General features: G+C 59.9%; 25 protein-coding genes and 1 pseudogene. 15 read left to right on the top strand and 11 right to left on the bottom strand.

From position 1 onward, the window contains the following. The first annotated feature begins 291 nt into the window (after nucleotides 1-291). Both purU and SOP85_RS11160 read left to right on the top strand, forming a co-directional pair. The gene (gene purU, locus SOP85_RS11165; RefSeq protein WP_323626967.1) at nucleotides 292-1,140 is read left to right on the top strand and encodes a formyltetrahydrofolate deformylase; all 849 of its coding nucleotides are present in this window, start codon (nucleotides 292-294) and stop codon (nucleotides 1,138-1,140) included. Nucleotides 1,141-1,226: 86 nt separating this feature from the next. After that, entirely contained in the window at nucleotides 1,227-1,403 is a 177-nt protein-coding gene (locus tag SOP85_RS11160) for a hypothetical protein (protein WP_323626966.1), read from the top strand. A 78-nt stretch (nucleotides 1,404-1,481) separates the two neighbouring features. Here SOP85_RS11160 and SOP85_RS11155 read toward each other — a convergent pair whose 3' ends face one another. From SOP85_RS11155 to SOP85_RS31355, 5 genes and pseudogenes are all read right to left on the bottom strand, one after another. Continuing rightward, complete coding sequence (locus SOP85_RS11155; RefSeq protein ID WP_323607820.1) at nucleotides 1,482-2,477, bottom strand: lysylphosphatidylglycerol synthase transmembrane domain-containing protein; 996 nt, start codon at nucleotides 2,475-2,477, stop codon at nucleotides 1,482-1,484. Further along, nucleotides 2,474-3,250: a polysaccharide deacetylase family protein gene (locus SOP85_RS11150; RefSeq protein WP_323626965.1), complete on the bottom strand. Its 777-nt coding sequence runs from the start codon at nucleotides 3,248-3,250 to the stop codon at nucleotides 2,474-2,476. Before SOP85_RS11150 ends, SOP85_RS11155 begins: the two co-directional genes overlap by 4 nt. Further along, nucleotides 3,243-4,364 carry a glycosyltransferase family 4 protein gene (locus tag SOP85_RS11145; protein ID WP_323626964.1) on the bottom strand — a complete coding sequence of 374 codons (1,122 nt, stop codon included), beginning with the start codon at nucleotides 4,362-4,364 and terminating at the stop codon, nucleotides 3,243-3,245. Before SOP85_RS11145 ends, SOP85_RS11150 begins: the two co-directional genes overlap by 8 nt. A gap of 187 nt (nucleotides 4,365-4,551) precedes the next feature. Further along, nucleotides 4,552-5,316 (bottom strand): methyl-accepting chemotaxis protein, encoded by a 765-nt coding sequence (locus tag SOP85_RS31360; protein WP_406592124.1) that lies wholly within the window; start codon nucleotides 5,314-5,316, stop codon nucleotides 4,552-4,554. Nucleotides 5,317-5,409: 93 nt separating this feature from the next. Further along, nucleotides 5,410-6,441, bottom strand: a pseudogene (locus SOP85_RS31355) (cache domain-containing protein); the annotation flags it as partial. 189 nt (nucleotides 6,442-6,630) lie between these two features. Here SOP85_RS31355 and SOP85_RS11135 point away from each other — a divergent pair. Next, nucleotides 6,631-8,118 (top strand): helicase HerA-like domain-containing protein, encoded by a 1,488-nt coding sequence (locus tag SOP85_RS11135; protein ID WP_323626963.1) that lies wholly within the window; start codon nucleotides 6,631-6,633, stop codon nucleotides 8,116-8,118. Between the two features lie 126 nt (nucleotides 8,119-8,244). Here SOP85_RS11135 and SOP85_RS11130 read toward each other — a convergent pair whose 3' ends face one another. Continuing rightward, the gene (locus SOP85_RS11130; protein WP_274074349.1) at nucleotides 8,245-8,700 is read right to left on the bottom strand and encodes a DUF721 domain-containing protein; all 456 of its coding nucleotides are present in this window, start codon (nucleotides 8,698-8,700) and stop codon (nucleotides 8,245-8,247) included. Nucleotides 8,701-9,007: 307 nt separating this feature from the next. On the opposite strand from SOP85_RS11130, the gene secA reads away from it, so the two are divergent. From secA to SOP85_RS11110, 4 genes are all read left to right on the top strand, one after another. Then, on the top strand, nucleotides 9,008-11,743 hold the full coding sequence (secA, locus tag SOP85_RS11125; RefSeq protein ID WP_274074350.1) for a preprotein translocase subunit SecA: 2,736 nt from the start codon (nucleotides 9,008-9,010) through the stop codon (nucleotides 11,741-11,743). 121 nt (nucleotides 11,744-11,864) lie between these two features. After that, on the top strand, nucleotides 11,865-13,082 hold the full coding sequence (argJ, locus tag SOP85_RS11120) for a bifunctional glutamate N-acetyltransferase/amino-acid acetyltransferase ArgJ (protein ID WP_323626962.1): 1,218 nt from the start codon (nucleotides 11,865-11,867) through the stop codon (nucleotides 13,080-13,082). A 132-nt stretch (nucleotides 13,083-13,214) separates the two neighbouring features. Further along, entirely contained in the window at nucleotides 13,215-13,847 is a 633-nt protein-coding gene (locus SOP85_RS11115; RefSeq protein WP_323607814.1) for a glutathione S-transferase family protein, read from the top strand. Further along, complete coding sequence (locus SOP85_RS11110; RefSeq protein ID WP_323626961.1) at nucleotides 13,844-14,788, top strand: Nudix family hydrolase; 945 nt, start codon at nucleotides 13,844-13,846, stop codon at nucleotides 14,786-14,788. Before SOP85_RS11115 ends, SOP85_RS11110 begins: the two co-directional genes overlap by 4 nt. Before the next feature lie 117 nt (nucleotides 14,789-14,905). On the opposite strand, the gene SOP85_RS11105 is transcribed toward SOP85_RS11110, so the two are convergent. The 3 genes from SOP85_RS11105 to SOP85_RS11095 are packed head-to-tail and all read right to left on the bottom strand — an operon-like array spanning nucleotide 14,906 to nucleotide 18,489. Further along, nucleotides 14,906-15,487: a cob(I)yrinic acid a,c-diamide adenosyltransferase gene (locus tag SOP85_RS11105; protein WP_274074354.1), complete on the bottom strand. Its 582-nt coding sequence runs from the start codon at nucleotides 15,485-15,487 to the stop codon at nucleotides 14,906-14,908. 2 nt (nucleotides 15,488-15,489) lie between these two features. Next, entirely contained in the window at nucleotides 15,490-17,526 is a 2,037-nt protein-coding gene (locus SOP85_RS11100; protein WP_323626960.1) for a sensor histidine kinase, read from the bottom strand. Between the two features lie 45 nt (nucleotides 17,527-17,571). Further along, nucleotides 17,572-18,489: a putative 2-dehydropantoate 2-reductase gene (locus SOP85_RS11095; RefSeq protein WP_323626959.1), complete on the bottom strand. Its 918-nt coding sequence runs from the start codon at nucleotides 18,487-18,489 to the stop codon at nucleotides 17,572-17,574. 142 nt (nucleotides 18,490-18,631) lie between these two features. On the opposite strand from SOP85_RS11095, the gene SOP85_RS11090 reads away from it, so the two are divergent. After that, nucleotides 18,632-19,117 carry a YajQ family cyclic di-GMP-binding protein gene (locus SOP85_RS11090; protein ID WP_007990750.1) on the top strand — a complete coding sequence of 162 codons (486 nt, stop codon included), beginning with the start codon at nucleotides 18,632-18,634 and terminating at the stop codon, nucleotides 19,115-19,117. Nucleotides 19,118-19,252: 135 nt separating this feature from the next. Next, the gene (locus SOP85_RS11085) at nucleotides 19,253-20,095 is read left to right on the top strand and encodes a mechanosensitive ion channel family protein (protein ID WP_274074357.1); all 843 of its coding nucleotides are present in this window, start codon (nucleotides 19,253-19,255) and stop codon (nucleotides 20,093-20,095) included. A gap of 203 nt (nucleotides 20,096-20,298) precedes the next feature. Here the strand turns inward: SOP85_RS11085 and SOP85_RS11080 are convergent, their stop codons facing one another. Continuing rightward, the gene (locus SOP85_RS11080) at nucleotides 20,299-21,627 is read right to left on the bottom strand and encodes an OprD family porin (RefSeq protein ID WP_323626957.1); all 1,329 of its coding nucleotides are present in this window, start codon (nucleotides 21,625-21,627) and stop codon (nucleotides 20,299-20,301) included. 452 nt (nucleotides 21,628-22,079) lie between these two features. Here SOP85_RS11080 and SOP85_RS11075 point away from each other — a divergent pair, with 452 nt between their 5' ends. The 3 genes from SOP85_RS11075 (at nucleotide 22,080) to SOP85_RS11065 (ending at nucleotide 23,170) form a co-directional block, all read left to right on the top strand. Continuing rightward, on the top strand, nucleotides 22,080-22,394 hold the full coding sequence (locus tag SOP85_RS11075) for a hypothetical protein (protein WP_323626956.1): 315 nt from the start codon (nucleotides 22,080-22,082) through the stop codon (nucleotides 22,392-22,394). Nucleotides 22,395-22,534: 140 nt separating this feature from the next. Next, on the top strand, nucleotides 22,535-22,960 hold the full coding sequence (locus tag SOP85_RS11070) for an HIT domain-containing protein (RefSeq protein WP_323607807.1): 426 nt from the start codon (nucleotides 22,535-22,537) through the stop codon (nucleotides 22,958-22,960). A gap of 3 nt (nucleotides 22,961-22,963) precedes the next feature. Further along, entirely contained in the window at nucleotides 22,964-23,170 is a 207-nt protein-coding gene (locus tag SOP85_RS11065; RefSeq protein ID WP_007977339.1) for a SlyX family protein, read from the top strand. Nucleotides 23,171-23,247: 77 nt separating this feature from the next. Here the strand turns inward: SOP85_RS11065 and SOP85_RS11060 are convergent, their stop codons facing one another. Further along, nucleotides 23,248-23,850, bottom strand: a complete 603-nt coding sequence (locus tag SOP85_RS11060; protein WP_274074361.1) for a cold-shock protein — start codon at nucleotides 23,848-23,850, stop codon at nucleotides 23,248-23,250. A gap of 307 nt (nucleotides 23,851-24,157) precedes the next feature. Between SOP85_RS11060 and SOP85_RS11055 the strand changes: the two genes are divergently transcribed. From SOP85_RS11055 to SOP85_RS11045, 3 genes are all read left to right on the top strand, one after another. After that, nucleotides 24,158-24,628: a Dps family protein gene (locus SOP85_RS11055; protein ID WP_180205182.1), complete on the top strand. Its 471-nt coding sequence runs from the start codon at nucleotides 24,158-24,160 to the stop codon at nucleotides 24,626-24,628. A gap of 255 nt (nucleotides 24,629-24,883) precedes the next feature. Then, nucleotides 24,884-25,222, top strand: coding sequence for a ribbon-helix-helix domain-containing protein (locus tag SOP85_RS11050; RefSeq protein ID WP_274074362.1), 339 nt, complete (start codon nucleotides 24,884-24,886; stop codon nucleotides 25,220-25,222). A gap of 136 nt (nucleotides 25,223-25,358) precedes the next feature. Beyond that, nucleotides 25,359-25,580, top strand: coding sequence for an FmdB family zinc ribbon protein (locus SOP85_RS11045; protein ID WP_007977333.1), 222 nt, complete (start codon nucleotides 25,359-25,361; stop codon nucleotides 25,578-25,580). The last annotated feature ends 67 nt before the right edge of the window (nucleotides 25,581-25,647 follow it).

Raw genomic sequence — 25,647 nt, 5'->3', positions numbered from 1 at the left:
AATAATAGTCAGGGTGTATCATCAAGTAAACATTAAACTGGAGTTTATTTAATTAAAATCCAGTGAAGTCAGCACGCATTGGATACGCAGTTAAATAGTTCAATGCTTGTGCTACACATATTTACAAACCGCTGCTTGTCGATGGGCCAAGTACAGTGTGGCGGGCGTCAACCCGGTGGCGTGGGAACCCTGGCGCAAGCCATCGGCCAAGGCAACACGTGATCAATACTGCAGATTTGCTGCGCAATCGTTAGAATGGCCGACTTTGCGAAGTTCTGGAGTTTCCCCCTCATGCGCACTTTTCGGCTGGTGATTTCTTGCCCGGACCGCGTCGGCATCGTTGCCAAAGTCAGTAACTTTCTGGCGTCACACAACGGCTGGATCACTGAAGCGAGCCACCACTCGGACAATCTGAGTGGCTGGTTCTTCATGCGTCACGAAATTCGTGCCGACTCGCTGCCTTTCGGTATCGAGGCCTTGCGCGAGGCCTTTGCGCCGATTGCCGAAGAATTCTCGATGGACTGGCGTATCACCGATACCGAGCAGAAGAAGCGTGTGGTGCTGATGGCCAGCCGCGAGTCCCACTGCCTCGCCGACTTGTTGCATCGCTGGCACAGCGATGAGCTGGATTGTGAAATCGCCTGCGTGATTTCCAACCATGACGACCTGCGCAGCATGGTCGAATGGCACGGCATCCCGTACTTCCACGTACCGGTCAATCCCCAGGACAAGGAGCCGGCATTCGCCGAGGTCTCGCGCCTGGTCAAGCAGCACGATGCCGAAGTGGTTGTACTGGCCCGCTACATGCAGATCCTGCCGCCTGAGCTGTGCCGTGAATATGCGCACAAGGTCATCAACATCCACCATAGCTTCCTGCCGTCGTTCGTCGGTGCCAAGCCGTACCACCAGGCTTCCCTGCGCGGGGTGAAGCTGATCGGTGCTACCTGCCACTATGTGACCGAAGAACTGGACGCCGGCCCGATCATCGAGCAGGACGTGGTGCGGGTCAGCCACAGCGACAGCATCGAAGACATGGTGCGTTTCGGCCGTGACGTCGAGAAAATGGTGCTGGCCCGTGGCCTGCGCTACCACCTGGAAGACCGGGTGCTGGTACACGGCAACAAAACCGTGGTGTTCTGATCAGCGCTCGTCACGGTTGAAATTCGAAGGGCCTGGGCGTTCAATCGCTGTAGGCCCTTCGCCGTTTTTGAACCGAGGACATGACCATGGCCGATCCACTGGACAAAGCCACTTCCAAGGCACCCGCCACTTTGGGCGAGGGTTGTTTGAGCCGTTACGACCCTGATGAGATGAGCTCTGAAAATGGCACGGCGTTTCCTGGGGCAGCCGAGTTGTGGGAGCAGTTGCAGGAAGAGCCCGACGATAAACTTGGGGACGCCTGAAAAGATCGCAGCCTTCGGCAGCTCCTACAGGGGAATACGATCCTTGTAGGAGCTGCCGAAGGCTGCGATCTTTTGCTTTCAGGCCTGCTTGAACTTCATCAGCTTCTTGAGCAGCGGGCGTCCGAGCATCAACAGAAATACCGGCCCGCCGGCCAGCAGATAGAAGTAAAACGTCACCGCCCGCCAGATCAGAATGGCCGCCGCCGCCGTGGATTTGCCGACCATGGGCGCCAACAGTGCCGCCGACGTCAATTCAGCAGCCCCCGCACCGCCTGGCAACAGGCTGAACTGCCCTGCACTCAATGAAACCATCTGGATCAGAAAACTCCAGGCCCACTGCAATTCAGCGCCGAGCCCGCGCAGTGCCAGGTACAACACGCTGTAACGCAGGATCCAATGCACGCACGTCAAGCCAAACACAATGACCAGCGTCTGCAGGGGCAGCTTCAGGGTGTCGGTGAACGCCGCCAGGAAGTGCAGGAGTTTTCGTGCCCAGCGCATACGGCTCGAGGGCTCGACGTTGAGGCGCGCCAGCAGTCGGCCGCCCAAACGAATCAGCAGGCGATGATAGCGCGCCACCACCACGCAACTGACCAGGCCACCGAACATCGACAGGGCACTGACGGTCAGCAACCACGCCATGTGCTGGCTGAGATGCTGGAACAGGGCGTAAATCAGGATTGCGCTCAATGCGCAGAGGAAAAACAACAGATCGCTCAGTTGATCCATGGCAAATACCGCGCTGCCCCTGGCCGGTCGCACGCCGTTGCGCGCCAGCAACGCCATGATGGTCAGTGGCCCGCCGCTGCCACCCGGCGTGGCGCAATAGGCGAATTCGGCGGCCATCACCACGCCGAGGCTTTTTAGCGTGCCGACCCTGTTGCGCTGATCCCCCAGCAACAGGCGCAGGCGCATCGTATTGACCAGCCAACACAGCAGGATCATGCCGAACATGACCAGCAAGCTGCTCAGCGGAAAGTCATTGAGCCGTGACCAGGTTTCGCTGCCGCCCAGCAGCCAGGGAATCAGCACCGCGGCGAGCAGGCCGATGCACAGCAGAATCGAGCGACTCATGCCGCTCGCCCCATGCGCTGGCTGTGCAAGGCCAGCCAACGGGCCTTGGTCATGGGCACGCGGCCCTCATCGAGCAGGCGCTTGAGGGTTTGCAACCAGTACGTGCGTGAGAACTCGTGACGCATGTCCACCGGGTGCAGGCCCAGGCGAATGACCGGTGCGGTTCGCCAGCGTTGTTCGAGTTGCTGGCTGAGCAGTTTCGACATGCCACGACGCCAGGCGCTGCGTGCACTCCAGACCAGTCCTGGGGCATCGATCGCAGCGAATTCCGGCAAGCGATAAAGATGCTGCGCGTCGCTGGTGTAATTGAGCGGCAATTGGCTCAAGGCCTGGCGCGTGCCCTCGCTCATCAACCAGGCAGGCGCGACGAAGCCCTGCAGCGGCCAATCGTATCGCTGGAACATTTCTATGCCGGCGCGCAGGCGGGTGAGGGCGGCCTCGCGAGACAAACTGTAGAACTCGCCTTCGTGGGTGTAGATCCGGCGCATGAACCAGTCGCGGGGATTGCTCGCCCTCGGACCGTCATCGCAGTGAAAGTAACCGTGCAGCACCAGTTCATCGCCGCGCTCGAGCCGTGCGCCGAGCTGACGACGAAATGCCGGGTGGGCTTGCAGGTCGTTGTGTTTGTGGAAGTCCGGCACCACCAGCCAGGTGATTGGCACGTCGCCGAGTGCATCGACGGCTTCGACAAAGGGTTGGTAATCGGCCCAGGTCGGTGGCGCGACATCGTGCAGTACCAACAGCAGGCCGGGTGCCTCCGTGGGTTCAAGCATTGGCGGCTCGCGGCCATTGGCTGCCGAGGACGGCGTGATAGTGACCGAGCAGACTGTTGACTACGGCGTCCCATGCGTAATGCCGTTCGACATGGCGACGGGCTTGCTGGCCGAGGGCAGCGCTGCCCTGGCTGAACAGCTCGCGCACCGCGTTGGCCATGGCCAACGGATCGTTGGGGGCACACAACAGGCCACATTGATCGTTGATGATTTCCTCGAACGCGCCGGCTGCCACCGCCACCACCGGGATGCCGCAGGCCATGGCTTCGAGGATCACCAGGCCAAAGGTTTCCTGGTCGCCAGCGTGCAGCAGTGCATCGGCGCTGGCCATCAGACGGGCAACTTGTGCAGCCGGGCAGAATTTGTCGACAACCGTGACGTTGCCCGGCACCGAGGTCGGCATCGACGAACCGACCAGCAGCAGGTGGTAGCGTCGGCCCAGGCGTTTCATGCATTCGAGCAGCACCGGCAGGTTCTTCTCCTTGGAACCACGCCCGGCAAAGATCAAAAGATGGGTGTTTTCGTCCAGGCCCAGCTCGGTCCGAAGACCGGTATCCCGTGCATTGGGATGAAACATCTGGAGATCGACCCCCAGGGGCTGCACGAAAACATTCTTCACCCCCAGCCCGATCAGTTTGTTGGCCATGACCTGACTCGGCGCCAGCACCCGGTCGAAGTTGCCGTAGAGCTTGCTGACATAGGCCTCGACGTTTGGCGTGACCCAGTTGCCCATGCGATTGCTGGCCAGCAGCGGCAGGTCGGAGTGATAAAAACCGATTACCGGCACGTCCAGTTGGCGGCGCGCGTCCAAGGCCGCCCATGCGGTGAGGTAAGGGTCGCCGACTTCAATCAGCTCGGGTTGCAGATCCTGCAGGACATTGCGCCAGGGCGCGAGACGCAGCGGGAAGCGATAACCTTTGCCGAAGGGCAGGGCGGGTGCCGGAACCGTGTAGATGCCATCCTTTTCGCTGAGGACAGCCCCCGGTATCAGCACGCTGTGGCGAATGCCTGGCCGGATGCACAGGCGATGATGCTTGGCATCCAGATAAGTGCGCACGCCACCGCTGGCAGGGGCGTAGAACATGGTTATGTCAGCGATATGCACGATGAACATCCCTCCGGTCCGTTGTTCTCCCTTGGTTGACCTTATTGAAGAATAGATGTTCGGTTGGTGTTCAGCGGGTGGGGTGTCAGCGAGGATTCGCGGAGTTTGGGCGATTGCCTTCGCGGGCAAGCCCGCTCCTACAGAATCACGCGATCTTGTAGGAGCGGGCTTGCCCGCGAAAAGGCCCTTTCAGACGCTAGATACGGAAGCTGCCCACCAACTGCTTCAACCGTGCGGCCTGTTGCTCAAGGTCCGAACAGGCGCGCAACGTCGATTGCAGGTTTTCCACGCCCTCCTGGTTCAGCGTGTTGATTTCGGTGATGTCGACGTTGATCGACTCGACCACCGCGGTCTGTTCCTCGGTCGCGGTTGCCACCGACTGGTTCATGCCATCGATTTCGCCGATGCGTTGGGTCACGCTGCTCAGGCGCTCGCCGGCCAGGTTGGCAATTTCCACGCTGTCCTGACTGTGGCGCTGGCTGTCGCTCATGGTACTGACCGACTCGCGAGCGCCGACCTGCAGTTCTTCGATCATGGTCTGCACCTGCTGCGCCGATTCCTGGGTGCGATGCGCCAGGTTACGCACTTCATCGGCCACCACGGCAAACCCACGCCCGGCTTCACCGGCCCGCGCCGCTTCGATGGCGGCGTTGAGCGCCAGCAGGTTGGTCTGCTGGGAAATGCTGGTGATCACTTCGAGAATCTGCCCGATGTTCACGGTTTTGCTGTTGAGCGATTCGATGTTGCTGCTCGAGGCGCTGAGCATGTTCGACAGTTTATTCATCGCGGCAATACTGCGGTCCACCACTTGCTGGCCATCTTCGGCCAGGTTACGGGCATCGCTGGCCTGGCTCGACGCGTGCGCGGCATTGCGGGCGATCTCCTGGGTGGCGGCACCGAGCTGGTTGATCGCCGCGGCCACGCTGCTGGTGCGCGAGGCTTGCTGATCGGAGTTGTACATCGAGGAGTTCGAGGCGGCGACCACGCGCAACGCCACTTCGTTGACCTGGCCGGTGGCCGAGGACACTTCACGGATCGAACCGTGGATACGTTCCACGAAACGGTTGAACGCGGTGCCGAGGCTGCCGAACTCGTCGTTGTTCTGGATCACCAGGCGCTTGGTCAGGTCGCCTTCGCCGTCGGCGATGTCGGCCATGGCCCGGGTCATGACGTGCAGCGGCTGAATGAGCAGGCGAATCAACATGCCCAGCAGGGCAATGATGATGGCGACGGCGATCACCGTGGCAACCACCGCCGAGGCGCGGAACTCGCTGAGCATCGAGAAGGCCTTGTCCTTGTCCACCGACAGGCCGATGTACCAGTTGACCGACGGCAGGCCCTTGATCGGGGTAAAGGTGACGATGCGGGTCTTGCCGTCGACCACGATTTCACTGAAGTCGCGGCTGATGCGCGGGGTGTTTTGCGGGTACGCCTCGCCCAGGGACTTCATGACCAGGGCCTTGTCCGGGTGGACCAGGATCTTGCCGTCGGCACTGATCAGGAAGGCGTAGCCCATGCCGTCGAAATCCCGGGCGCTGAGGGTGTCGATCAAGGTTTGCAGGCTCAGGTCGCCGCCCACCACGCCGACGCCTTGCCCGGCTTTGGTCGAGGGCATGGCCAGGGAAATGATGGTCTGACCGGTCGCCGCGTCGACATAGGGTTCGGTCAGGGTCGGCGTGCTGCTGTTTTGCGCCCCCTTGTACCAAGGGCGAACCCGTGGGTCGAAGCCGTCCGGCATCTTCGCGTCCGGACGGATGGTGAAGTGTCCGGTGGCGTCACCCAGGTAGGACGCCATGAACGTCGATGTCAGTGCTTTCTGTTCCAGCAGGGTGGCAACGTTGGCGGGTTCCGGGTTGATGGCAATGTTTTGCGCGAGGTTCTCGATCAGCAGGATACGACCGGTCAGCCAGGTCTGGATGTTGCTGGCGGTGACGTCGCCCATCTCGTTGAGATAGTTGTCCAGGTCTTCGCGGATGGCATTGCGCTGTAAATAGTCGTTATACAGGGTGAATGAGGCGAAAGTGGCAATGACGATGAGGGCGGCGGCAAGCAGGATTTTATGGCTGAAGCGTAGATTTTTGTTCATGGCTTGGGGTTCCGCTAAGGTCTTAATGTCCTGCGCGTGCTTTTATAAAGGGACGCACGATGGGCAATGTTGAAAGCAAGAGATATTTCCGTCGCTCCTTAAGGGAAATGTCCGACAAATTTGTGTCTGTCTGCTTTGTCGTTATTTCTATCGGCCGTGTAGGACCAAAGATTAACCATGGGTGACCAAATGCCTGATTCATTGCAACTTGTTATCGGCGCCGACCTCGCGGGGCAGCCGATCGCGCAGGCCATGCGCCTGGCGAACCGCCACGGTTTGATCGCAGGCGCGACCGGGACCGGCAAGACTGTCACCTTGCAACGTATGGCCGAAGCCTTCAGTGATGCCGGCGTGGCGGTGTTTGCCGCCGACATCAAGGGTGACCTGTGCGGCCTGGGCGCGGCCGGCAACCCCCAGGGCAAGATCGCCGAGCGGATAACCGGCATGCCATGGCTGAACTACAAGCCTGCGGCGTATCCGGTGACCCTGTGGGACATTCATGGGCAGTCCGGTCATCCATTGCGCACGACATTGAGCGAAATGGGGCCGCTGCTGTTGGGCAGCCTGCTGGAACTGACCGACAGCCAGCAGTCGGCGCTGTATGCCGCGTTCAAGGTTGCCGACCGTGAAGGCCTGTTGCTGCTGGACCTGAAGGATCTCAAGGCGCTGCTCAATCACCTCAAGGACAACCCCGAACTGCTCGGTGATGACGCGGCGCTGATGACCACCGGCTCCAGCCAGGCCCTGTTACGGCGCCTGGCAACCCTGGAGCAGCAGGGCGCTGAAGCGCTGTTCGGTGAGCCGGCCCTGCAACTCGAGGACATCCTGCAACCGACCGCCGATGGCCGCGGACGCATTCACTTGCTCGATGCCAGTCGCCTGGTGCATGAAGCACCGAAGGTCTACGCGACCTTCCTGCTGTGGCTGTTGGCCGAACTGTTCGAGCAACTGCCGGAGCGCGGCGATGCCGAAAAACCGCTGCTGGCGCTGTTTTTCGACGAGGCGCACCTGTTGTTCGCCGGCACGCCCAAGGCGTTGCAGGAGCGTCTGGAGCAAGTGGTGCGGCTGATTCGCTCCAAAGGCGTGGGGGTGTATTTCGTCACCCAGTCACCCGGTGACTTGCCGGACGACGTGCTGGCACAGCTGGGTCTGCGCATCCAGCACGGCCTGCGCGCGTTCACCGCCAAGGAGCAGAAATCCCTGCGGGCGGTGGCCGACGGCTTCCGACCCAATCCGGCGTTCGACGCCCTGTCGGTGCTCACCGAGCTGGGCATCGGCGAGGCACTGGTGGGCACCTTGCAGGACAAGGGCACACCGGAGATGGTCCAGCGCGTGCTGGTGGCGCCACCGCAATCGCGGATCGGGCCATTGGGTGACACCGAACGCACCGTGCTGATCGGCGGCTCGCCGTTCAAAGGGCGGTATGACAAACCGATCGATCGCGAATCGGCTTATGAAGTGTTGATGGGGCGCAAGGGCCTGGCGCCGGAACCCGAGGCGGCGCCGGGTAAACCGGCGGCCCAGGAGCCGAGTTTCACCGAACAGGCCGGAGAGTTCCTCGGCACGGCGGCGGGGCAGGCACTGAAATCGGCGATGCGCCAGGCGGCCAACCAGTTGGGCCGGCAATTGGTGCGCGGACTGATGGGTTCATTATTAGGCGGCAAAAAAAGCCGATAAATCCATCTTGAGTGGGCACAGTCAATGTGGGAGCGGGCTTGCTCGCGAATGCGGTGCACCAGTCAACATTTTCGTCGAATGACACACCGCATTTGCGAGCAAGCCCGCTCCCACATATGTTCTATGTCATTCCTTGGACTTGGCGTGCGCCGCCAACCGCTCCAGCGCCGCCCGCAGATTCGGATCGCTGATCCCGTCAGCCGTGGCCTGGATGGTCGCGGCCGCATCAAAGGACAAATCCATGGTATGCCCCGCTGCACCTTGCTGAACGGTGGGCGGCTGGACCTTGAACAGGATTCGCGTGAGATTGGCGAACTCGTCGAACATCTGCAGTTGCCGTTGCAGGCGCTTTTGCTGGTAGCGCAGACGAGTGGCCCAATGACCGTCGGTGACAATCAGCAACAAACTGCCTTCACGCCAGGACGCCACGTGGCAATGGGCGCGCGCGGCGGGTTGCAGCTGGCTTTCGAGCAAACGTTGCAAATGACCCAGGCGTTGAGCGTGGCCGAGAATGGCCTTCAGAGGCTTGGCTTCGCGAAGCAGGACGGCGGGTGCTCTGGCCGTAAGAGGGCGAAATGCCATGATCAGACACCTGAAGTAACAGAGCCGCCATGGTAGCAGAAAGCAGCGGATGCGCCCGACCCATTGCTTTGCGCGCGCTTTACCCATTAAATCAACGAGTAACTTCTGCCGTGAATGGCTTGAAGTTCAGCGATTTGCCCTTATTTTAAGTGAGCCCCGTTACAACGCTGTGCCAGCATCGTGGAACAACGCCACTTTCCTCACCACCGTTTCCGGGTAGAATGCTCGTTCGCATGCGGCCATGAGGGCTGCTCGGGCGACTCACGGGGCCGCCCTCCATCCCTTTAGTGTGGAAGATCCTGCCGATATGTTTGCGCCTTTGTTAAAGAAACTTTTTGGAAGCAAGAACGAGCGTGAAGTCAAGCGCATGCTCAAGACGGTGCAATTCGTCAATGCCTTCGAAGAGCAAATGGTGGCCCTTTCGGACGATCAATTGCGTGCCAAGACAGATGAGTTCAAGGCCCGCTTCGCCAAAGGGGAAACCCTCGACAAGCTGCTGCCGGAAGCCTTCGCGGTCGCCCGTGAAGCCGGCAAGCGCGTCATGGGCATGCGCCACTTCGATGTCCAGCTGATCGGTGGCATGACCTTGCATGAAGGCAAGATCGCCGAGATGCGTACCGGTGAAGGCAAGACCCTGGTGGCAACGCTGGGCGTTTACCTCAACGCACTGTCCGGTAAGGGCGTGCACGTTGTGACGGTGAACGACTACCTGGCCCGTCGTGACGCCAACTGGATGCGTCCGCTCTACGAATTCCTCGGCCTGACGGTCGGCGTGGTCACGCCGTTCCAGCCGCCGGAAGAGAAGCGCGTGGCCTATGCCGCCGATATCACCTACGGCACCAACAACGAATTCGGTTTCGACTACCTGCGCGACAACATGGCGTTCAGCATGGAAGAAAAATTCCAGCGCGAACTCAATTTTGCCGTGATCGACGAAGTCGACTCCATCCTCATCGACGAAGCCCGTACCCCGCTGATCATTTCCGGTCAGGCCGAGGACAGCTCCAAGCTGTACATCGAGATCAACAAACTGATCCCGCAGCTGGAGTTGCACGTCGAAGAAGTCGAGGGCGAAGTCACCAAGGCTGGCCACTACACCGTGGACGAGAAGACCCGTCAGGTCGAACTCAACGAAGCCGGTCACCAGTTCGTCGAAGATTCGCTGACCCGCCTTGGCCTGCTGGCCGAAGGCGAGAGCCTGTACTCGGCGCACAACCTGAGCCTGCTGACTCACGTGTATGCCGGCCTGCGCGCGCACAAGCTGTTCCATCGCAACGTCGAATACATCGTGCAGGACGGCCAGGTCGTACTGGTCGATGAACACACCGGTCGTACCATGCCGGGCCGTCGTTTGTCCGAAGGCCTGCACCAGGCCATCGAAGCCAAGGAAAACCTGAACATCCAGGCCGAAAGCCAGACCCTGGCATCGACCACGTTCCAGAACTACTTCCGTCTGTACAACAAACTGTCCGGCATGACCGGTACGGCCGACACCGAAGCGTTCGAGTTCCATCAGATCTATGGCCTGCAGGTCATTGTCATTCCGACGAACAAGCCGCTGGCCCGTAAAGACTACAACGACCTGGTGTTCCTGACCGCCGACGAGAAATACGCGGCCATCGTCACTGACATCAAGGAAAGCATGGCCGCGGGCCGTCCGGTGCTGGTGGGTACCGCGACCATCGAAACCTCGGAGCGCATGTCCGACCTGCTCAACAAGGAAGGCATCGAACACAAGGTCCTGAACGCCAAGTTCCACGAAAAGGAAGCCGAGATCATTGCCCAGGCCGGTCGCCCGGGTGCGCTGACCATCGCCACCAACATGGCCGGTCGCGGTACCGACATCCTGTTGGGCGGCAACTGGGAAGTGGAAGTCGCGACCCTGGAAAACCCGACCCCTGAGCAGATTGCCCAGATCAAGGCCGACTGGCAGAAACGTCACCAGCAGGTGCTCGAATCGGGTGGTTTGCAGGTGATCGCGTCCGAGCGTCACGAATCGCGCCGTATCGACAACCAGTTGCGTGGTCGTGCCGGTCGTCAGGGCGACGCCGGTTCCAGCCGTTTCTACCTGTCGCTGGAAGACAGCCTGATGCGCATCTTCGCCTCTGACCGGGTGAAGAACTTCATGAAGGCCCTGGGCATGCAGCCTGGCGAAGCGATCGAGCACCGTATGGTGACGAACGCCATCGAAAAGGCCCAGCGCAAGGTCGAAGGCCGCAACTTCGACATTCGCAAGCAACTGCTCGAGTTCGACGACGTCAACAACGAACAGCGTAAAGTGATCTATCACATGCGTAACACGTTGCTGGCCGCTGACAACATCGGTGAAACCATTGCCGACTTCCGTCAGGACGTGCTCAACGCTACCGTCAGCGCACACATTCCACCGCAATCGCTGCCAGAGCAGTGGGACGTGGCGGGTCTGGAAGCGGCCCTGGAAAGCGATTTCGGCGTGAAACTGCCGATCCAGCAGTGGCTCGACGAAGACGATCACCTGTACGAGGAAACCCTGCGCGAGAAACTGATGCAGGAGCTGATCGCCGCGTACAACGAGAAAGAAGACCAGGCAGGCGCCGAAGCGCTGCGCACCTTCGAGAAGCAAATCGTTCTGCGCGTGCTGGACGACCTGTGGAAAGACCACCTGTCGACCATGGATCACCTGCGCCACGGCATCCACCTGCGTGGTTATGCGCAGAAGAACCCGAAGCAGGAGTACAAGCGCGAGTCGTTCACGCTGTTCTCCGAGCTGCTGGATTCGATCAAGCGCGACTCGATCCGTGTGCTGTCGCACGTTCAGGTTCGTCGCGAAGATCCGATCGAAGAAGAGCAGCGCCTGCGTCAGGAAGCCGAAGCACTGGCCGCTCGCATGCAGTTCCTGCATGAAGAGGCCCCTGGCCTGGAGCAGCCGGAGCAGGTGGGTGAAGAGGTCGATGTGGCTCTGGCCACCGCCCCGGTTCGCAACGAGCAGAAGCTGGGCCGTAACGAGCTGTGCTACTGCGGTTCGGGCAAGAAATTCAAGCATTGCCACGGGCAGATCCAGTAACCCCCGTTTCATACGCTGAAATACCCGCGCCGCGACCGGCTCATGCCGTCGCGGCGTTTTGCCATTTCAACCCCCGCTTTTGCTGAAGCGGTGCAGACATCATCTATAGAGGAACGCATTCATGGCTGTTGGTCTTGGTCCTTTGCCAACGTTGCACCCGGTTGCCGGTTTTGAACTCGGTATCGCCTCGGCCGGTATCAAGCGCCCGGGCCGCAAGGATGTTGTGGTCATGCGTTGTGCCGAAGGCTCCACGGTGGCGGGCGTATTCACCCTGAACGCCTTCTGCGCAGCCCCGGTGATCCTGGCGAAGCAGCGCGTGCAAGGCCCGGTGCGTTACCTGTTGACCAATACCGGCAATGCCAACGCCGGTACCGGTGAGCCGGGCCTGGCCGCGGCCGAGCGTACTTGCGCCAAACTGGCCGAGCTGACCGGTGTCGATGCCAGCCTGGTGCTGCCGTACTCCACCGGGGTAATCGGCGAACCACTGCCGGTCGAGAAAATCGAAGGTGCACTGCAAGCCGCCCTCGACGATCTGTCGGAGAACAACTGGGAAGCTGCTGCCACCGGCATCATGACCACCGACACCCTGCCAAAGGGTGCCAGCCGCCAGTTCCAGCATGACGGCGTGACCATCACCGTCACCGGCATCAGCAAGGGTGCGGGCATGATTCGTCCCAACATGGCGACCATGCTCGGTTACATCGCTACCGACGCCAAGGTCGCCCGCGACGTGTTGCAGAACCTGATGCTGGACGGCGCCAACAAGTCGTTCAACCGCATCACCATCGACGGCGACACCTCGACCAACGACTGCTGCATGCTGATCGCCACTGGTCAGGCGGCACTGCCGGAAATCACCCGTGCCGAAGGCGAGTTGTTCGCCAAGCTCAAGCAAGCGGTGTTCGAAGTGTGCATGGAAGTGGCCCAGGCGATCGTTCGCGACGGCGAAGGCGCGACCAAATTCGTCACCGTTGAAGTCAACGGCGGCGGCAATCACCAGGAATGCCTGGACGTTGGCTACACCGTGGCCCACTCGCCATTGATCAAGACCGCACTGTTCGCGTCCGACCCGAACTGGGGTCGCATCCTCGCGGCTGTCGGTCGTGCCGGCGTGCCGAACCTGGACGTGAGCAAGATCGATGTGTTCCTCGGTGAAGTGTGCATCGCCAGCCATGGCGCCCGCGCTGCGACCTACACCGAAGCCCAGGGCGCGGCGGTGATGCAACAGGAAGAAATCACCATCCGTATCGAGCTGGGTCGCGGTGATTGCAGCGAAACCATCTGGACCACCGACCTGTCCCACGAATACGTGAAGATCAACGCCGAGTACCGTACGTAACGTTGCAGAAACTGTAGGAGCCGGCTTGCCGGCGAAGGCGTCCTCTGCCCCGATAGATGTGTTGAGGCCGCTACCGTTATCGCTGGCAAGCCAGCTCCTACAGGCATCCCTTTAGCTTAAGGACGCTTGAACATGAGCCTGCACCTGATCATCGGCGACAAACTGCTTTCCTCCTGGTCCCTGCGCGGCGCCCTGGCCCTTGATCTGGCCGGCGCCCCCTACACCGAAGAACTGATCAAGCTGAACCAGCCGGACACCCGCGAACGCCTGCTCAAACACTCGCCGACCGGCAAGGTCCCGCTGTTGAAGACCGAGCATGGCACCATCGCCGATTCCCTGGCGATTGCCGAATACCTGGCGGAACAGTTTCCCGACGCTGGCCTCTGGCCCAAGGACGTTGGCGCTCGCGCCCAGGCGCGTTCGGCGTGTGCGCAGATGCACAGCGGTTTCTTCGCGATGCGCGGCAACATGCCGTTTGATTTGAGCCATGATGCACCGCTGACACCGACACCGGCGGATGTCCAGGCCGACATCGAGCGCATGTCCGCCCTGTGGGCCGAGTGCCGCGCCGCCGCGACCGAAAGTGGTCCGTACCTGTTTGGCCGCGTAACCCTGGCCGATGCATTCTTCGCACCGATTGCCGTGCGCCTGCGCACCTATCAGGTGAAGCTGCCCGAGGCTGACGAAGCCTATGTTCAAACCATCTACCAATGGCCAGCCTTCAAGGCCTGGCAGAAGGCCGGACTGGAGGAAATCGAGCGGTGAAACGAGTACACGTAGCGGCCGCCGTCATCCGTGATGACAGCGGCAAGATCCTTATCGCCCGGCGTGCCGACACTCAGCACCAAGGCGGCCTGTGGGAGTTTCCCGGTGGCAAGGTCGAGGCCGACGAGTCGGTTGAAAGCGCCTTGGCCCGTGAGCTGCAGGAAGAACTGGGTATTGTGGTCGGCGCGGCGCGCCCGCTGATCAAGGTCCGCCATGATTACCCGGACAAACAGGTGTTGCTGGATGTCTGGGAAGTCTCGGCGTTCACCGGCGAGCCGCACGGCGCCGAAGGCCAGCCATTGGCCTGGGTGTCGGCGCGTGACCTGTCGGGTTACGAATTCCCTGAAGCCAACCGGCCAATCGTGGCGGCTGCCCGCTTGCCCGAGCAATACCTGATTACCCCGGAAGACCTGGAAACCCCGGCCTTGCTGCGGGGTATCCAGAAAGCCATCGCGGGTGGTATCAAGCTGATCCAGTTGCGCGCGCCGAATGGTTATGACCCCAAGTACCGCGACCTGGCCGTGGATGCGGCAGGGCTGTGTGCTGGCAAGGCGCAGTTGATGATCAAGGGGCCGTTCGAGTGGTTGGGGGATTTTCCTTCCGCCGGTTGGCACATCACCTCGGCGCAGTTGCGCAAGTACGCGGCCGCCGGTCGACCGCTGCCCGCATCGCGCTGGTTGGCCGCGTCCTGTCATAACGCCGAGGAATTGGCGTTGGCCGAGGAGATGGGCGTCGACTTCGTGACCTTGTCGCCGGTGCAGCCGACCCTGACTCATCCAGGCGCGCAGCCGCTGGGTTGGGAGCAGGCTTCGAGCTTGATCGAAGGCTTCAGCAAGCCGGTGTTTCTGCTGGGCGGCGTTGGTCCGGCGGAAGTTCATAAGGCATGGGCTGCCGGTGCCCAAGGTGTGGCGGGGATTCGGGCGTTCTGGCCTGAAGCCTGATTTTCCTATGAAGCAGAGGGCCTCATCGCCAGCAGGCTAGCTCCCACAGGTTTTGTGTGCGCCACAAATCCACTGTGGGAGCTAGCCTGCTGGCGATGAGGGTCTGACAGACGCCGACTAAACTTCAGGTTTAGCCGCCGGCTGCCACAAAATCTCCGCAACCCCCTGCCGCCGGGCAATCACCCGCGCCACCACAAACAACAAATCCGACAACCGATTGATATACGCCAAACCCACCCCGGCCAACGGCTCAAGCGCATTCAAATGCTGACAGCGGCGCTCGGCACCGCGCGCCAGGCTCCGGCAGACATGGGCCTGGGCAATCAACGCCGAACCACCCGGCAAGATGAAATTCTCCAGCGGCCCCAGCTCTTCATTCCACACATCAATCGCCGCCTCCAGGCGCTCGATTTCACCGGCGTTCAACGCCTGATACTCCGGCATCGCCAGCTCACCGCCGAGGTCAAACAACCGGTGCTGACAAGGCGCCAATACCTCGATTACTTCCTGCAACCCCGGATACCGGGCACTTTCTGCCGCCAGTCCGGCCAGTAATACGCCGACCTGACTGTTCAGCGTATCCACCTCGCCAATGGCCTCGATCCGTGGGTGGTCCTTGGGCACGCGGCGACCGTCGCCCAGGCCGGTTTCGCCTTTGTCGCCGGTGCGGGTGTAAATCTTCGACAGGCGAAAGCCCATGGTTACCTCGATAGCTGGTTGAGTTCATGAGAGACGAGCGGGGTGCTCGCCAATGGCAGGCGCAGGGTAAAGCAGGTGCCTTGGCCCAGGGTCGATTGCACTTCCATCTGGCCCTTGTGGTTGTTGGTGATGATGAAGTACGAGACCGACAAGCCGAGGCCGGTGCCCTGGCCGATTTCCTTGGTGGTGAAAAACGGTTCGAAGGTGCGCTTGCGCACGCTTTCGCTCATGCCGATGCCGTTGTCCTCGACCTGGATTTCCGCCCAGGGTGGATTGAGCCGGGTGCGCAGGATGATTCGCCCGGGTTCACGGTCGTCTTCACGCAAGTGGATGGCTTGCGCGGCGTTTTTCAGCAGGTTGAGCAGCACCTGTTCCAATTCGTTGGCGGTACCGGGTACAGGCCCCAGCGCCGGGTCGAACTGGCGAATGATCGCCTGGCCCTTGAAGTCGAAACCGATGGCCAGGTCGAAGTCGTTTCCGGCGATTTCCACCGCCTGATCGATCAGCGCCGGCAGGTCGCACGGGGCCATTTGTCGGGTGCTGCGGCGACTGAAACTGAGCATGTGCGTGACGATTTTAGCCGCCCGTGCACCGGCCTGCTGGATGCCGTCGAGCAGCTGCGGTACTTCCCGCGCTTGCAGGTACTGGTTGACGGTCGACAGCTCGATGCCGACCTGCTCGGCCTGTTCCAGGTTCTTCGGTAGTTCAGGGGACAGCCGACGGCGGATATTCTGCACGTTGTGCAGGATTGCACCGAGGGGGTTGTTGATTTCGTGGGCCATGCCGGCGGCGAGGCCACCGACGGAAAGCATTTTTTCCGACTGCACCATCATTTCCTCAAGGGACAGGCGCTGGGTGATGTCGTCGATGCGGATCACCACGCCTCGCCCGGCACCCCCCATCAGCGGATAAAAGGTCAGGGCGTAGTGGCGCGGTTCATCGTCCTTGACCCAGGTCACGCGCTCGATCTTGGCCACCGTGTGCTGCTCGACGGTTTGCTTGAGCTGCGGCAGGAAAGGCTTGAGCGGTTCGAAGGCGAGGAAGATCGGCTGGTTCAGGGCTTCGTCCAGTCGCGTGCCGGAAAGGGCGCTGGCTTCCTGGTTCCACTGCGTCACGTAGAGCTGTTCGTCGAGGGCGATCAGCGCCGAAGGCATGGAGTCGATGATGCTGTTGAGGTAATTCTGGAACCCCGTGAGTTTTTTCTCGATCTTGCTGCGTACCTGGACCTCCAGTTCCAGCTTGCGATTGGTGTGGCGGGTTTCTTCGGCCAGGCCCTGGGCCTGGTCATAGGCGGCCTGGGAGTCGTCACGGGCGCGCTTGAGTTGCTGCTCCCGCGCCTCGATCCGCGAGAGCATGGTGTTGAACGCTTCGGCCAGGCTGCCGATTTCATCGTGGTTGCCCCGGGAGGCTCGCAGGGCGTAGTTCTCTTCCCGGGTCACTTGCCGGGACAGTTCTTCCAGCTGATGAATCGGCTGGGTAATCAGGCGTTTGATCTGCCGCGCGATGATCAGCCACAGCAGCACGCTGAAAATCAGGATGCCCAGGCTGGCGGTCAGGGTGCCGGTATAGAACGCCATGGGCAGTTCGCTGCTGGCCACCAGCAAAAGGTGGCCGGGTGCGCTGCCGGGGCGGGGCAGGGTGATGACCTGGTTGCTGCGAAACTCGGTGACTTGCCAGGATTCGATGTGCCGGTAACGCTTGGGCAGGCTCAGGTGATCGCCGTGTTGCAACTGCGCCAGGCGCTCGCCCTTGCCGTCATACAGGGCCGCAGCCCGCAGCGGGGAATAGCTGTCGAGCTCATCGAGCAGGCGTTGCGCGCTTTGCGGTGACTGCAGCGCTTCGGACACCAGGCTCGGGTTGGAGACCAGCCGGCCGATGGTCTGCAGAGCCTGGGGCGCCATGCTTTCCTGGGAGATGTAGTACGCGGCGCTGATAAAGGTCAGGTTGGCAACCAGCAGGACGGTGGTCAACAGCACCAACAGGGCGGCCAGCAGTTTCTGGCCGACAGGGAGGTTTTCAAGACGCTGGCGCAATGGCATCAGGTTTATCGCTGCAAAGGAACAAGTGGCCAGCGTAGCCGCTGCTCAGTCGCTGGGCAATCCAAGGCTGTGCAGGCGTGCGATCAACCTCGACTCGAGCTGATTGAGGTGCGGCAGGTTCAGTTGATGCCGGGTGGCGACTTTACAGGCATGCCCCAGCAGGTAACTGATTTCGGTGCGGCGCCGGTTGCTGACGTCCTGGTACATCGAGGAGTAGTTGGCGGCGGTCGCGTGAATCACCCGTTCAACCTCCTGTTGCAGGTTTTCCGCGGCTGCCGGCTGGCCGCAACGCTCAAGCAGCTCGATCAGTTCGCCACACAGGGTGGCGACCTCACAGTGGTGCTCCTGCAACCCGCCATTGCGGCAATCGTGCAGGACCGTCAACGGATTGATCGCGCAGTTGAGGGCCAGTTTGCGCCACAACCGGGTGAGGATTTCGGTGCTCCACTCATGGGGAATGCCCGCGGCGTCGAGGTCGTCCAGCCAGATCGGAGCGACGGGATGCCCGGCATCGCCCAGCCAGGTGAACCCGTGCCCGGCGAAGACCACGCGCCAGTCACCGTCGCGAAAGGCGCCTTCCGTGCTTGAGGCGTAAATGCAGCGCGCCTGCGGCACTTGCGCCGCCACGGCGTCCTGGCTGCCCAAGCCGTTCTGCAACAGGATCAGCTCGGCGCCGGGCGCCAGGCGCGGTGACAGTTGTGCCACGGCCTGGTCCGCGTCATAGGCCTTGCAGGCGACCAGCAGGCGATGGATCGGGGTGGTACTGTCCGCCGTTTCGGCGCTCACCGGGTAGAGCTGTGCCTGGCCCTGTTCGACCAGGGTCAAGCCGCCTGCCGCCTCGTACGCCTGCAACCGCGCCGCGTCACGCAGGATCAGTCGCACCGGTACTGCGGCCCGCGCCAGACGGGTGGCCCACAACGTACCGAGGCTACCGGCGCCTAGAACATGCCAGGTGGTGGACATCAGCTTTTTGCTCTGTTTGAGGCGCGCATGGGAGGCTCGCAGTGAATGATGGGAAAGACCCGTTATAATCAGCGCGGATTTTAACCGCAAGCCAGGCGTGCTCCCTCTTGATTGAGCGTGCCCTATTTATTGGAGAGATTACATGCCGTCGTTCGACGTGGTATCCGAACTGGACAAACACGAAGTCACCAACGCGGTCGAGAACGCCGTCAAGGAACTCGATCGTCGTTATGACCTGAAAGGCAAAGGCAGCTTCGAGTTCAAGGAAAAGGACCTGACCGTCAACCTGACCGCCGAAGCGGATTTCCAGCTCGAAGCGATGATTGAGATCCTCAAGCTGGCCCTGGTCAAGCGCAAGATCGATGTGCAGTGCCTTGAGGTCAAGGACGCGTTCGCATCGGGCAAGCTGATGAAGCAGGACGCTGTGCTCAAGGAAGGCATCGACAAGGAGCTGGCGAAGAAAATCGTCGCTCACGTCAAGGACGCCAAGCTCAAGGTCCAGGCGGCCATCCAGGGCGAGCAAGTGCGCATCACCGGCAAGAAGCGTGACGACCTGCAGGAAGCCATCGCTGTGTTGCGCGCCAAGGAATTCGGCATGCCGCTGCAGTTCAACAACTTCCGCGACTGACTTTGGGCGGAACCTCTTGGCGTTTTCGGCGTCCGAGGCCCAAGCAACGGCAGAAACGATTGATCCGGATAGGGTTCGGTCTTTCTGCCGCTTTATTTTTCGTGTGCCGCGTAGCCGCACATCAGGAGAACCAAGATGGATTTGAATGCTGAAGTAGACAACCTGGTCAGGGTGTCGCAGTCCTGGATCCCGATGATCATGGAATACGGCAGCCGTGTGCTCTTGGCGGTGATCACCCTGGCGATCGGCTGGTGGCTGATCAACAAGGTCACGCAAAAGCTCGGCGGCCTGATCGCCCTGCGTAATGCTGACCTTGCCCTGCAAGGGTTTATCAGCAGCCTGGCGAACATCATTCTCAAGATCCTGCTGGTTGTCAGCGTGGCGTCGATGATCGGTGTGGAAACCACCTCGTTCGTGGCGGCGATCGGTGCGGCGGGCCTGGCCATCGGCCTGGCGTTGCAGGGCAGCCTGGCGAACTTCGCCGGCGGTGTGCTGATCTTGCTGTTCCGTCCGTTCCGTATCGGTGACTGGATCGAAGCCCAGGGGGTTGCCGGCACCGTCGACAGCATCCAGATCTTCCATACCGTGCTGCGCACCGGCGACAACAAGACCATCATCGTGCCTAACGGCAACCTGTCTAATGGCATCATCACCAACACCAACCGTCAACCGACCCGCAAGGTGGTGTTTGATGTGGGTGTCGATTACGAAGCGGATTTGCAAAAGGCCCGTGAAGTCTTGCTCGAGCTGGCCAAGGATCCGCGGGTGCTGGCCGATCCGGAGCCTCAGGCAGTGATTTCGACCCTGGGTGACAGTTCGATCACTGTTTCCCTGCGGGTCTGGGTGAAAACAGCGGATTACTGGGATGTGATGTTCATGTTTAACGAACAGTCCCGTGATCGTTTGAAGACGGCGGGTATTGACATTCCATTTCCCCAGCGTGTAGTTCGCGTGGTTCAGGAAGCGTCGGTACAGTAAGTCTGTTTGTTACTGCGTAAACCCAAGAGGCTAATGGTCTCTTGGGTTTTTTTGTGACTATTGATCGGTTCATTGAAAAAAGTATTAACGTTATGCGCGCAAGTTGCTTGCCGCAGTGTTTGCTGTGTGGCAGGCATAAAAAAACCGCCCACCGGAAGAGGTGGGCGGTTTTTGATCTACGGAGTTCCGGTGTTACACCCTGATTACAGGATGCTCAGCGGGTACTCGATGATCAGGCGGGTGTCATAGTTGTCAGCCGAATAGGCACTGTATGCACCGTTCGAACGGTAGTTGGCGAAACGAGCACGGAACGACAGGTCTTTTGCTGGACCTTCCTGTACGACGTACTTGGACTCCAGGTTCCACTCGTTTTCCTTACCTTCACCCAGACCGTTGGTCTTGATGTTGTCACCCATTACGTAACGGGTCATGAAGCTCAGGCCAGGAACGCCGTAGGTCGCCATGTTCAGGTCATAGCGAGCTTGGTAGGATTTCTCCTCGCGGCCCACGAAGTCGGAGATCTGAATGGAGTTGGATACGAAGATGGTGCTGTTGCCGTCAACGCCGTAGTAGTAAGCGTTGTCGCCGCTCGACTGCTGGTAGGCCAGGGTGAACTTGTGAGCGCCCAGGCTATATGCCGCTGCCAGGGACCACAGGTTGTTGTCCACGCCCAGAACGCCGTCACCGAGGAAGTCAATGGTGTCGCCGCGCTTGTCGCCTTTGGTTTTGTAAGCGTTGAGGTCGAAGTTCAGTGACTGTTCGTCGTTGATCGGCAGGGTCAGGTTCAGGTTTGCGTAGTACTTCTTGAAGTACTCTTCAGCATCCGATGCAGCCAGTGCAGCGGTGAAGTTGTCGGTGAAGGCGTAGCTGGCACCGAAGATGTTGATGCCGCCGCTCAGGCCTTTGCCGTGGTTGCCGTCTTCATCGGACACGCCGCCGATGCTGTCACGGGCCATGCCGGTTTGCTTGCTCAGCGCGGTGAAGCGACCAGCGCTCAGTTCCAGGCCTTTGATTTCCTTGGAAGTCAGCAGGGTGCCGGTAGCAACTTCCGGGATCAGACGGCTGTCGTCGGTGGCGAATACAGGGCTGGCAACGAATTGCTGGCCGTATTTCAGGGTGGTGTCGGACAGACGCAGTTTCACTGCACCGCCTACCTTGCCCTGGGATTTTTCCGGGTTGCCATCGCTGTCGTTGGCGAACAGGCCGTTACCGCGCTTGCCCGAGCCGCCGTCCAGCTTGACCGAACCCATGGCCATGGCGTCGAGGCCGAAACCAACGATACCTTGAGTGAAGCCCGACTCGTAGGTGAGCAATTGGCTCAGACCGGAATCCTGACGATAGCCGGCAGTGCCGGAACTAGGGTTGCTTGCACCATTCTTGAAGTCGCGGTTCATGTACTCAAAACGGGTTTTGAGTTTCAGGCTCGAATCGTCGATGAAACCCTTGGATTCGTCCTGGGAAGACGCCATTGCGAACTGCGAGGTGCCTGCTGCAACAGCCAGTGCGATCATGCTCCACTTCATCACGCGCATCGTGATTTGCTCCTTTGGTTTTTAGAAGAGTACTGCCGCTCCACCTGTTTTATTATCTGGGCGGCTCTTTCTTTTTGTGTCGGCGCAAACTTATATCACGCCGACAATGTTGGCGATACTTGCGCATCTAACCTTTCAGCTTCTTTACGACCCTGTCGTAAACGGCTAGCTAGATGTCGCAAATTTACAGCCCCGATGCAACCGGACTGACAACTTTTAATGCTGTTTTTCTGGGCTGGCGCATCGATAAAAAGAGTCCCTGGTGAAACGTTTGAATCTCCATCGGGCTACCCTGCCACTGTTTTTTTGGTCTTGAGGCTGCCCGCTTCCCGCGGTGCCTTATAGACGATGTGGGTAACAATGCAACAAGCGTGCACAAATCAGAACTCCACCGATGTTTTTTTCTGACAGGCTGCCTGATGCGGTAAAAACCTCATGAAACCGGGGGGTTCATGCTTCTTTTCTTCGGGCTTGACGCCATGGTTGGCATCGTGTTTCAGCCTCCTGTTGAGTCGCATGACATGCAAAAGCGTTACCGGTTCACCCCGCCAGTGAGTAATTGGCGGATATGCGAAGCACTCAGCGTAGACGCGCTGTGCGGTTTTGGTGCAAAAAATTTTTATGACTGTGCTGAATTCACACAGTCGGGCGTCTTGCGTGGCGTGAACAGGTCTTGGTTTTCTGGTCATTTCGGCGTTTTTTATCAGCTGTCTGGTTCGGTGTTGGTGCGTTTTCGCAGAAAATGTCTCATCTCGGGGCGGGCTTGAGCCCTTTGTAGGTCCTCGAGTGGTCCAGGCAGTGGTTCGCCGTGAAGCCGGCAGGGTATGCTGCCGTCCGGTGGCCTGGCGTACGATCTCTCTGGATGGGCGCTAAGCTGAAAAATGATGACCTGGCGGGAGTACGCGCAGTGTTCGCTTTAGATCCACGACTTCAACAAGACACACTACCGATCGGTGATTTCCCGCTTTGTCGGTTGCTGTTGTCCAATGACTCGAACTACCCCTGGTTCATCCTGGTGCCACGCAGGGACGATATCAGTGAGATATTTCAGTTGAGTGTCGCCGATCAGCAGCAGCTGTGGCAGGAAACGACCGCGTTGTCAGAGCTGCTCAAGGACTCGTTCGATGCGGACAAGCTGAACGTCGCTGCCCTGGGCAACGTGGTCAGCCAGTTGCACATGCATGTGATCGTGCGCAAGCGTGAAGACGCGGCCTGGCCGGCGCCGGTCTGGGGCAAGCATCCGGCCAGGCCCTACAGTGCAGAGCAGGTCGCGGCGATTCGCGAACGGCTGCGCCTGGTGTTGACCGATGATTTCAAGTTTTTGGAGGGTTGAGCCATGAGCCTCGAAGAGCGCGTAACCGACCTTGAAAGCCGACTGGCGTTTCAGGATGACACCATCCAGGCATTGAATGATGTCCTGGTGGCGCAGCAGCGGGTGGTCGAACGCCTGCAGCTGCAGATGGCCGCGCTGCTCAAGCGGCAAGAGGAAATGGTCGGCCAGTTCGAGTCTTTTGAAGAAGAAGCGCCGCCACCGCATTATTGAGCGCCGCGGCCCTTTAACTGAAAGTGCAGGCAATAAAAAACCGCGAACATGTTCGCGGTTTTTTTATTGCCTTTCTATCAGCGACGCGGCAGGGCGGCGATGACGTCTTCGGCTTGCAGGCCTTTGTCACGATTCATGACGGAGAACTCGACGCGCTGACCTTCGACCAGAACGCGATGGCCTTCACCGCGAATGGCCCGGAAGTGCACGAAAATATCATCGCCGGAGTCGCGGGAAATAAAGCCGAAGCCTTTGGAGGTGTTGAACCACTTGACGGTCCCGGTATCGCGGTTGCTCATGTCATAGCTTGGCGAAGCGGCGGCCGGTGACGATTTGTAGAAGCTGATGGCCAGGTGCAGGGCAACAGCGATAAAGGCTGCGACCAGGCTGAACAGCACGGCAGGCTGACCGGCAATGACCGGCATCTCCGCGATCAGTGTCACGGTTTGCAGGGCGACAGCCAGCACCAGCAGGGCGCTGACCAGGTTTTGCAGTTGATGGCGCGGGCCTTTGTTCCAGTAAGGGATAACCGGGGCAAGCGTCAGGTTGAGCAGGCCGAAAAAGGCCAGGTAAAGCGCTTCAGGTTGTTGCAGGTACGGTAAGGCTTCGGATCGCAGGCTAGGGATGAAGGACAGCAGCAAAGCCGCTGCGCCTATCAGCAGGTGGACGATTTTCAACATTTTGATTAACTCACGTTAAGACAGCTCACAAGGAAGAGCTGATGGCGCACGGTTCGCTTCGGAATAAATAAGAGGCGGTGGACACGTACCCGGTATCAGCCTATGCGCCGCGCCCGAAAAAATAGGCACTGACGACACGCTGCCTATTTAACAGCAAAGCTGCAGCCTACTCAAATCAAGGAGTCCAGCGGTGCATCGGGGCCTCTTGTCGGCGTATGGCAGGACCTCCGGGCTGCAGCCTGGCGACAGGCTTGCTAGAGTGGTCCTGCACCTGTTGGATGAACTTCATCACCTTTAGGGGAAAAACATGGCAATCGATATCGGTATCAGTGAAGAGGACCGCAAGTCCATCGTCGACGGACTTTCGCGGCTGCTGTCGGACACCTATGTGCTTTACCTGAAGACCCATAACTTCCATTGGAACGTGACGGGTCCCATGTTCCGCACCCTGCATTTGATGTTCGAGGAGCAATATAACGAGTTGGCTTTGGCGGTCGATTCGATTGCCGAGCGCATTCGCGCGCTCGGATTTCCGGCGCCGGGTGCCTATTCCGTTTATGCGCGCCTGTCCTCAATCAAGGAAGAAGAGGGTGTGCCTGCTGCCGAAGACATGATCAGGCAACTGGTGGCGGGCCAGGAGGCTGTCACGCGTACCGCCCGGGGGATCTTCCCGCTGCTGGATAAGGTCAGCGACGAACCTACGGCTGACCTGCTGACCCAGCGCATGCAGGTCCACGAGAAAACCGCGTGGATGCTCCGCGCACTGCTGGATCAGTGATACGCCAGCGCGTGGATGGCACTGTTGTTCGCGCGCTGCCTTTCTTCGGATAGACGCCCTGTCGATTGAGCGATTTTTCGCTTGTAGCTGTGAGAAAAGCGCTCGACTAGGACCCTCTCCCTTATCCGCCTTCAGTTGTTGGCTTATCCTACGCGGACGGTCCTAAAGTCATCTGGCTATAACTTTGCCCTCACGTTTTTATAGGCATGCAATTGCTTTTATGGAAACCGCACATGGCAAAGGAGTGTCAGCGATATGCAATATGAAGGCGCAAGAGACGAGGGGCGGATCGGTTCGGCCAGGGATATAAGAATCGACCCATTTGTCAGTGAGTTCGATATGGGACTGGCCCGGCCGCAATCGCGATCGGTGCGATTGAATGGCTTTGCCACCTGTTTGCGGCTTGAACAGGTGTATTGGGATATCTTGGGCGACATGGCCAGGGTCAATTGCTGTTCGGTCAGCGCGCTGCTGTCCCATGTCGATCGCGAAGTGCATTTGCGTCATGGTGGGGTGAGAAATTTCAGCGGGCTGGTGCGGGTGGTCTGTGTTGTCCACAGCCGCAAGGAAGGGCGTTACCCGGTCATGGCTTGAACCGGATGAATGAAGGAGCAACGTGTCGATCTGTGCAGTCTTACGGCTGCACAGGCTGCATTTAATGGATATAATCCCGCTCTTTGCCGCAAAACCCAGCGTGTGCGGTAGCAATCTGATCGCCGAGACAACCCCCATGCCGATGTACGATTACCAATGTGCTTCCTGTGGTCATCAGTTGGAAGCCATTCAAAAGATCAGCGATGCACCGTTGGTCGACTGCCCTGCGTGCCAGGCGCCAGAGCTTAAGAAGATGCTGTCCATGCCAGGTTTCCGCCTCAGCGGCACCGGCTGGTACGAGACCGATTTCAAGACCGGTTCCAAGAAGAACCTGGCCGGCGGCGACAAAGCTGACTAGGGTTGCGGACCTGAGTTGAACCACACGCGCGAGTTCTTGCGTCTTCCGTCAGCGGATCGACGCGAGC

Source organism: Pseudomonas sp. YuFO20 (genome assembly GCF_035064975.1).
GTDB classification, from domain to species: domain Bacteria; phylum Pseudomonadota; class Gammaproteobacteria; order Pseudomonadales; family Pseudomonadaceae; genus Aquipseudomonas; species Aquipseudomonas putida_AE.
The sequence above is the reverse complement of the archived record's forward strand: the minus strand, read 5'-3'. Positions and strand labels throughout refer to the sequence as shown.

Bases quoted from the DNA above. Each gene is read 5' to 3' on its own strand.
- SOP85_RS11045 (WP_007977333.1), top strand. From the start codon at position 25,359: ATGCCGATGTACGATTACCAATGTGCTTCCTGTGGTCATCAGTTGGAA.
- SOP85_RS11135 (WP_323626963.1), top strand. From the start codon at position 6,631: ATGCCTGATTCATTGCAACTTGTTATCGGCGCCGACCTCGCGGGGCAG.
- SOP85_RS11130 (WP_274074349.1), bottom strand. From the start codon at position 8,700: ATGGCATTTCGCCCTCTTACGGCCAGAGCACCCGCCGTCCTGCTTCGC.
- SOP85_RS11150 (WP_323626965.1), bottom strand. From the start codon at position 3,250: ATGCTTGAACCCACGGAGGCACCCGGCCTGCTGTTGGTACTGCACGAT.
- SOP85_RS11105 (WP_274074354.1), bottom strand. From the start codon at position 15,487: ATGGGCTTTCGCCTGTCGAAGATTTACACCCGCACCGGCGACAAAGGC.
- SOP85_RS11060 (WP_274074361.1), bottom strand. From the start codon at position 23,850: ATGTTGAAAATCGTCCACCTGCTGATAGGCGCAGCGGCTTTGCTGCTG.
- SOP85_RS11080 (WP_323626957.1), bottom strand. From the start codon at position 21,627: ATGCGCGTGATGAAGTGGAGCATGATCGCACTGGCTGTTGCAGCAGGC.
- SOP85_RS11055 (WP_180205182.1), top strand. From the start codon at position 24,158: ATGGCAATCGATATCGGTATCAGTGAAGAGGACCGCAAGTCCATCGTC.
- SOP85_RS11090 (WP_007990750.1), top strand. From the start codon at position 18,632: ATGCCGTCGTTCGACGTGGTATCCGAACTGGACAAACACGAAGTCACC.
- SOP85_RS11075 (WP_323626956.1), top strand. From the start codon at position 22,080: ATGCTTCTTTTCTTCGGGCTTGACGCCATGGTTGGCATCGTGTTTCAG.
- SOP85_RS11050 (WP_274074362.1), top strand. From the start codon at position 24,884: ATGCAATATGAAGGCGCAAGAGACGAGGGGCGGATCGGTTCGGCCAGG.
- SOP85_RS11155 (WP_323607820.1), bottom strand. From the start codon at position 2,477: ATGAGTCGCTCGATTCTGCTGTGCATCGGCCTGCTCGCCGCGGTGCTG.
- SOP85_RS11115 (WP_323607814.1), top strand. From the start codon at position 13,215: ATGAGCCTGCACCTGATCATCGGCGACAAACTGCTTTCCTCCTGGTCC.
- SOP85_RS11100 (WP_323626960.1), bottom strand. From the start codon at position 17,526: ATGCCATTGCGCCAGCGTCTTGAAAACCTCCCTGTCGGCCAGAAACTG.
- SOP85_RS11160 (WP_323626966.1), top strand. From the start codon at position 1,227: ATGGCCGATCCACTGGACAAAGCCACTTCCAAGGCACCCGCCACTTTG.
- purU (WP_323626967.1), top strand. From the start codon at position 292: ATGCGCACTTTTCGGCTGGTGATTTCTTGCCCGGACCGCGTCGGCATC.
- SOP85_RS11085 (WP_274074357.1), top strand. From the start codon at position 19,253: ATGGATTTGAATGCTGAAGTAGACAACCTGGTCAGGGTGTCGCAGTCC.
- SOP85_RS11145 (WP_323626964.1), bottom strand. From the start codon at position 4,364: ATGTTCATCGTGCATATCGCTGACATAACCATGTTCTACGCCCCTGCC.
- SOP85_RS31360 (WP_406592124.1), bottom strand. From the start codon at position 5,316: ATGTACAACTCCGATCAGCAAGCCTCGCGCACCAGCAGCGTGGCCGCG.
- secA (WP_274074350.1), top strand. From the start codon at position 9,008: ATGTTTGCGCCTTTGTTAAAGAAACTTTTTGGAAGCAAGAACGAGCGT.
- SOP85_RS11095 (WP_323626959.1), bottom strand. From the start codon at position 18,489: ATGTCCACCACCTGGCATGTTCTAGGCGCCGGTAGCCTCGGTACGTTG.
- SOP85_RS11065 (WP_007977339.1), top strand. From the start codon at position 22,964: ATGAGCCTCGAAGAGCGCGTAACCGACCTTGAAAGCCGACTGGCGTTT.
- argJ (WP_323626962.1), top strand. From the start codon at position 11,865: ATGGCTGTTGGTCTTGGTCCTTTGCCAACGTTGCACCCGGTTGCCGGT.